Origin of the sequence: Azospirillum melinis (genome assembly GCF_013340935.1) — a bacterium.
GTDB lineage: Bacteria > Pseudomonadota > Alphaproteobacteria > Azospirillales > Azospirillaceae > Azospirillum > Azospirillum melinis.
On record NZ_WHOS01000122.1, the window covers coordinates 1 to 5,517 of the forward strand.

Genomic DNA, 5,517 nt, shown 5'->3' on the forward strand with positions numbered 1-5,517 from the left:
CGATGTGAACTAGGCAGGAGGCAGGTGGGTCAACAGGAGGCTGTCGGCGGTGAGAGACGTGCGTCGTGTATGTCTGAACGCGGACGTCAACACCGGAGGTCTACATCTCACTATTCGCCGGCAGCGTCAGATGGGGATAAGAGACAGGTACAGGGCGGAGGCGGTCCCGTGGGGGCCGGCGGTTCCGGCGGTGCCTTGCAGCGACACCTCTCCGGCGGCGGCCACGATCTGGATGTTGCCGTCGCTTTCGGCGTCCAGCCCGATGCCGGCGACCTCGAAATCGGCGGACGACGCGCCGCCCTTGCCCCTGATGGAGACGCCGCCGGACGACAGCAGCCCCACCCTGCCCTGGAGCATGACGCCCCAGGACTCGATGGAGTCCGCTTCGCTGGCATCGCCGTCGATCAGGATGGCGTCGGCGGCGGTGGAGCCGGCAACGACGGTCGGCCCGCCGTCGACGTTGCTTTCGATCAGCACACCGGCGTTCCGGCTGTCGGACTGGGAGGTCGTCTTGCCATGGATGGCGATCTTGCCGGTGGCGGCGCCGATGGTCGAACTGCCATTGATCAGGACGCCATGGGTGCTGTTGCCGTACCCCTCGCCCTCGCCGCGGATCGAGATGGAGCCGTGGCCGGTGTAGAGCGAACTGTTGGCGATCGACACGCCGGCCCAGTCGCCATAGTCGGCCTTGGCCGCCATGCTGGCCGGATCGCTGCCGCCGCCCAGGACGATGTCGCCGTCCGCGGTCGCGATGCTGCTGCTGCCCAGGCTGATGGCGCCGCCATAGCCGCTGCGGTTGCTGTTCAGCGTGACCGGCCGGTCGGCGGCGACGATGTGGCTGTCCATCAGGGAGATGCCGGACGCCGCCCTGAGCGTCACGGTGCCGTCGGAGGTCAGGCTGGTGTCGTAATCCAGAAAAAGGCTGCCGCCCGACTCCAGCGTGATGGGGGCGTTGCCGTTGCGGATCACGGCGCCGCTCAGCAGGATGTCGCGGCTGGAGTTGGCGCCGCCCCTGATGTCGATGGCCCCGTTGCCCAGCACGGCGATGGAGGAGTCGTCGGTGACGCGGATCGCATCGTTGCCTTGGGAGCCCTCGCCATGCCCCTCGGTGCCGGTGATGGAAACGGCGCCGCCCCCGGTCTGGAGCGCGGAGGAGGACAGCAGCACGCCGACATTGTCGCCGTAATACATGCCGTTGCCGCCCTCCCCGTTCAGCGTGATCGAGCCGGTCCCGGTGGTCAGCTGGCTGTCGTACAGCGCGATGCCGTGGTTGCCGTCGCCGTTGTTCTCGCCGCCGTGACCGTTGATCAGGATGGAGCCGGCGCCGGTCGAGACGATTGTGTCGTGGAACTCCACGCCGACCCGGTCGGAGCTTGGCGAATAGCCGCCGGAGATGCCGGTGGCGGGCTTCATCGCCGGGTTGGAACCGCCGCCGACGATGAAGGCGCCGCCGTTGGTGGTGATGGCGATGGGCGACGTGCCGGAGGTCGCCGCCGTCCGCACGATGCCGTTGCCGGTGCCGGTCGCGGCGTTCAGGGTGAGGGTGAGCGCGCCCGCGGTCGACACGATGCTCTGGTTGACGACGATGTTGCGGTGGGCCTTCAGCGTCAGCGAGGCATCCCCGCCGGCCGTCTTCAGGATCTCCTGATCGATGGTGATGTCGCCGGCATCGGTCCCCGACGCATCGGTCTGCAGCGTGACGCTGGTTCCGCCATTCAGCGAGGTCTGGATGCTGTCGGCGGTGATGGTGCCGCCGGTCGCCGCCACCGTGATGTCGGTCGGGTCGAGCAGCCAGAAGCCGCCAACACCTGTTCCGGTCCCCTGCCCTGTTCCGGCCGCGGCATCGACGCTGCCTCGCACATGCAGCGACAGCTTGCCCGACGTTTCGACGAAGCCGCCGTTGCCGCCGGCCGCACCGCCGCGCGCGGACACGGCGCCGTCGAAACGGGTGCTGCCGTCGGCCCACACCACGACCTTGCCGCCCTTGCCATTCTCCGTGGCGTCGGCGGCGATGGTGGAGCCATGCGCCACGATGGTCTCGGTGGAGGGCGGCACCGGCTTGCGCGCCGGGCGGATGTTGTAGCCGGCCAGCGTGGCGGCCGATGCCCTGCCGCCCTGCACGTCGCCGCCGATCAGCACCTCCCCGCCCCCGGCGGGACCGGAGGCGGTGACGCGGGCGGTGGCGGTCAGCGCCGTGCGGTTGCCCGACACGGTGACGGAGCCGCCGGTCTGGCCCCCGCCATTCCCACTGGCACCGCTGCCGCTGGCGTCGATGCTGCCGGACACCTCCACGTCGCCGCCGTCGCCCAGCAGGACGATGTCGCCGCCCTGCTGCTCCACCCGGCGGGCCTGGACGGTGCCGGACATGTTGACGACGCGGTCGACCAGTCCCTTGGCGGCGCTCGCCGTCATCTGCACCCGGCCGCCGTCGGCAAAGATTTTGCCGCTGTTGCTGACCAGCGCCTCGACCGGCTTGCCATCGGCACCGACGGGACGGGCGTCCGTCTTGGCGTCCACCGCGATGTTGATCTTCTGATCGCCGAACAGGTCGACGACGAAGCGGCGGCCCGACGCCAGCGTCACCTCGCCCATCCGGGCCTGGATGGTGCCGCGGTTGGCGACGCCGGGGGCGACCAGTGCCGCCAGCCCGGCCTGGGCCACCGTGATCGTGCCCTCATTCTCCACAGTCGCGGTGGAGCCGGCGCGGCCCTCGAAATTATAGCGGCCGGCCATGAAGTCGGCGTTGCGGATGTCGTGGGTGGTGGCGACCAGCCCGCCGACATCGACCCGCGCGTTCGGGCCGAACAGGATGCCGTTGGGGTTGACCAGCCAGACCTGCCCGTTCGCGGTCAGCCGCCCCAGGATCGCCGACGGGTCGGAGCCGGTGACGCGGTTGAGGGTGATGGCGTTGGTGTCGGGCTGCTGGAAATTGGTGTGCTCGCCCTCAGCGATGCCGAAGCGCTGCCAGTCGATCACCGCCTTGGGCGTCGACTGGATGATGTCGAGCCGGCCGGGGGCGGTCGTGTGGATGGTCGCGGCACCGTCGGTGACCACGCCGCCTTCCGGGTTGGCGCGTGCGGGGAGGGGCAGGGCGAGGAAGGCGGCCAGGATCGCCAGACGCGCCGCCCCGGCCAATGCCGTGCTGTGACGCAATGCCGCCCGGCGCCCTGCGCCGTCCTGTCGGACCGCCGTCTTGTCAACCGCCCTTTGCCCCAATCCCCGCATCACCGGCCCAACCCCCGTTGCCGCCCCCGACTCTTGCGGGAAGGCAATACGCTGTTCAAAACCCTGGAATGCGAAACATTTTAGCGACGGGACGCGGGTACGGAAATCCCGAAAGTGGTGACAGAATGTTTCGTGCCGGCAACAGAGGCGGTTGGACCGGCATCGGTGCAAGCGTTACCGGTAACGGAAATGGGAGCGAGGCGTTACCGGTAACGGTTTCAACGGTACAGAAAGCGCCTATTTCCATGGCGCAGGTGCCGCCTTTGCCCTTTCGGGGACCGGGACGATCCGCTAAGAAGAAGACCATCAGACGACTGGCACGCGATGCAGGGGGAACAGATGGCCGATCCGACCGCCGTCGCCACAAGGAAGTCCGCGGGCAAATCCACAGGTAAATCAACCGGCAGGTCGGCAGCCCAGGGCGCCGGCGGTACGGTAAACAAAGCTGCGCCGCTGCCCGCGCGCTGGGTGGTGTACAGTGCGCCGAAGGGCGGGACCGGCAAGACCACCAGCTGCAAGAACACCGCCGTGGCCGCGGCCAAGGACGGCATGCGGGTGGCGACGCTGGATTTCGATCCGCAGCGCACGCTTGGGCAGTGGCACGAGTTGCGCCGTCCGCACGATGTGGCGTCCATCGACCATTACGAAGGGACGCTGGACGACATCGAGGCGGCGCTGGCCCAGATCGATCCCGGCCGCTACGACGTGGTCTTCGTCGATACGCCGCCGTCGGTGGAACTGTATCCGGAGGCGACCAAGATCCTGCTGCGCCGCGCCGATCTGGTGCTGGTGCCGACCGGGGTTGGCCGCTTCGACAAGATGAGCGTCATCCCCTGGATGGAGTTCCTGCGCGACTATGGCCGCCCCGCCGCCTTCCTGCTGAACCGGGTCAAGCGCCGGTCGGTCAGCCTGCGCGAGGCGAAGCTGGAGCTGGGCCGGGTCGGCCGGCTGGTGCCGCACGAGGTGCCGGACATCGAGGACATGCACCGCGTCGACGATGTCGGCTGCTCCATCGTCGATGTCGGAGCGGTGAATGGCGCCGACGAGTGTCTGGGCGCCTGGTACTTCATCCGGCACGAGCTGGGGATCTGAACCCGGGGGATCTGATTATGGCCAATGTGAAGTCCTTCATGAAGAAGGTGGCGGAGCAGGGCAAGGCCGCTCCCCCGCCGGATGCCAAGACGGAGGTAGTGTCTACCCCTGTGCGGTCAGGGGCCGCCGTGGCGCCGTCGAAGGCGGACCGCCGGGCGTCGGACATCAGCGATGCCATCGTGCCCTGCCACACCCGGCAGGAATTCGCCCAGGAAATCCGCTATCACTGGAACCGCAGCCGCAAGGAGTTCCTGTCGATCGGCCGGTATCTGAACCGCGCCAAGGAAATCCTACCGCACGGCGATTTCGAGGCGATGATCGAGAGCGACATGCCGTTCTCGGTCGAAACCGCCTTCCGCTTCCGCGCGGTGGCGGAGGCGGTGGACACCGGCCGGCTGTCGCTGGACGTGCTGCCGGGAGCGGAAAGCGTCGCCTACCAGATCGTCACCATGACGCCGGACGAGCTGGAACGCGCCAAGGCCCAGGGGCTGATCCGTCCCGACGTGACCCGCCGCCAGCTGATCGACTTCAAGCGCTCGCTGCGCCCGCCGAAGGACGTGACGCCGAACGACCGGCGCCGGCAGCTGCTGGCCGACTATGCCCGGCTGCGCGTCCGCATGGCGGAAATCCGTGACGAGCTGCGGCGCGACCATGGCATCGACCCGGAGCATGACGATCATGTCCGCTCCGGCCGTGCCGGCGTCACCATCGATGTGGAGGCAGAGGATATCGGGGCGGAGGCCGAGGACGACCGGCGGTAAAGCCGGCTTATTTGACCCGCAAAGCCGGCCCTTAATGGTTGTGCGAGGTGTGGGAGGCGGGGCTGTCGTCGCCGCGGCGCGACGGCGGGCTGCCGCCGCCCAGCAGGTTGGTCAGGGACCGGAAATCCCGCTGGAAATTGCTGAAGAAGTCGCCGTCGCCGCCGCGCGACACCCGCGCGGGCGAACTGGCCATGCTGTGGCTTTCCGGGCCGCCGACACTGCGGCTGCTGCTGCGGGCGCGGCGGTCCGGCGCCTTCGGCTTGCGTGACGGCGTGACCAGCGGCGGGGGAGGGGCCTCGGGCAGCGCCGCGGTTTCGGGCGCGCGGGCGAAGGCATCGCCGCACAGCCCGCGGTCGGATGCCTTTTCCAGCCGGCCCGGATCGAGCAGCCAGCAGTCGAAGGCGTCCGTCTGCGGCTTCGACGGGGTGGGGGAGGGCAG

4 protein-coding genes are annotated in these 5,517 nt (G+C 69.0%); 2 read left to right on the plus strand and 2 right to left on the minus strand.

What is annotated here, in order from left to right; all coding sequences use genetic code 11:
• Nucleotides 1-126: 126 nt before the first annotated feature.
• Nucleotides 127-3,153, minus strand: coding sequence for a two-partner secretion domain-containing protein (locus GBZ48_RS35480; protein WP_246307691.1), 3,027 nt, complete (start codon nt 3,151-3,153; stop codon nt 127-129).
• A gap of 543 nt (nt 3,154-3,696) precedes the next feature.
• Between GBZ48_RS35480 and GBZ48_RS35485 the strand changes: the two genes are divergently transcribed.
• Both GBZ48_RS35485 and GBZ48_RS35490 read left to right on the plus strand, forming a co-directional pair.
• Nucleotides 3,697-4,317: a ParA family protein gene (locus GBZ48_RS35485; RefSeq protein WP_343049806.1), complete on the plus strand. Its 621-nt coding sequence runs from the start codon at nt 3,697-3,699 to the stop codon at nt 4,315-4,317.
• A 17-nt stretch (nt 4,318-4,334) separates the two neighbouring features.
• Nucleotides 4,335-5,078: a DUF3102 domain-containing protein gene (locus GBZ48_RS35490; protein ID WP_174475316.1), complete on the plus strand. Its 744-nt coding sequence runs from the start codon at nt 4,335-4,337 to the stop codon at nt 5,076-5,078.
• 31 nt (nt 5,079-5,109) lie between these two features.
• Here the strand turns inward: GBZ48_RS35490 and GBZ48_RS35495 are convergent.
• The coding region (locus GBZ48_RS35495; protein ID WP_174475317.1) for a hypothetical protein at nt 5,110-5,517 on the minus strand (408 nt) is incomplete at its 5' end.

Coding starts and splice junctions, on each gene's coding strand:
- GBZ48_RS35490 (WP_174475316.1), top strand. CDS start 4,335: ATGGCCAATGTGAAGTCCTTCATGAAGAAGGTGGCGGAGCAGGGCAAG.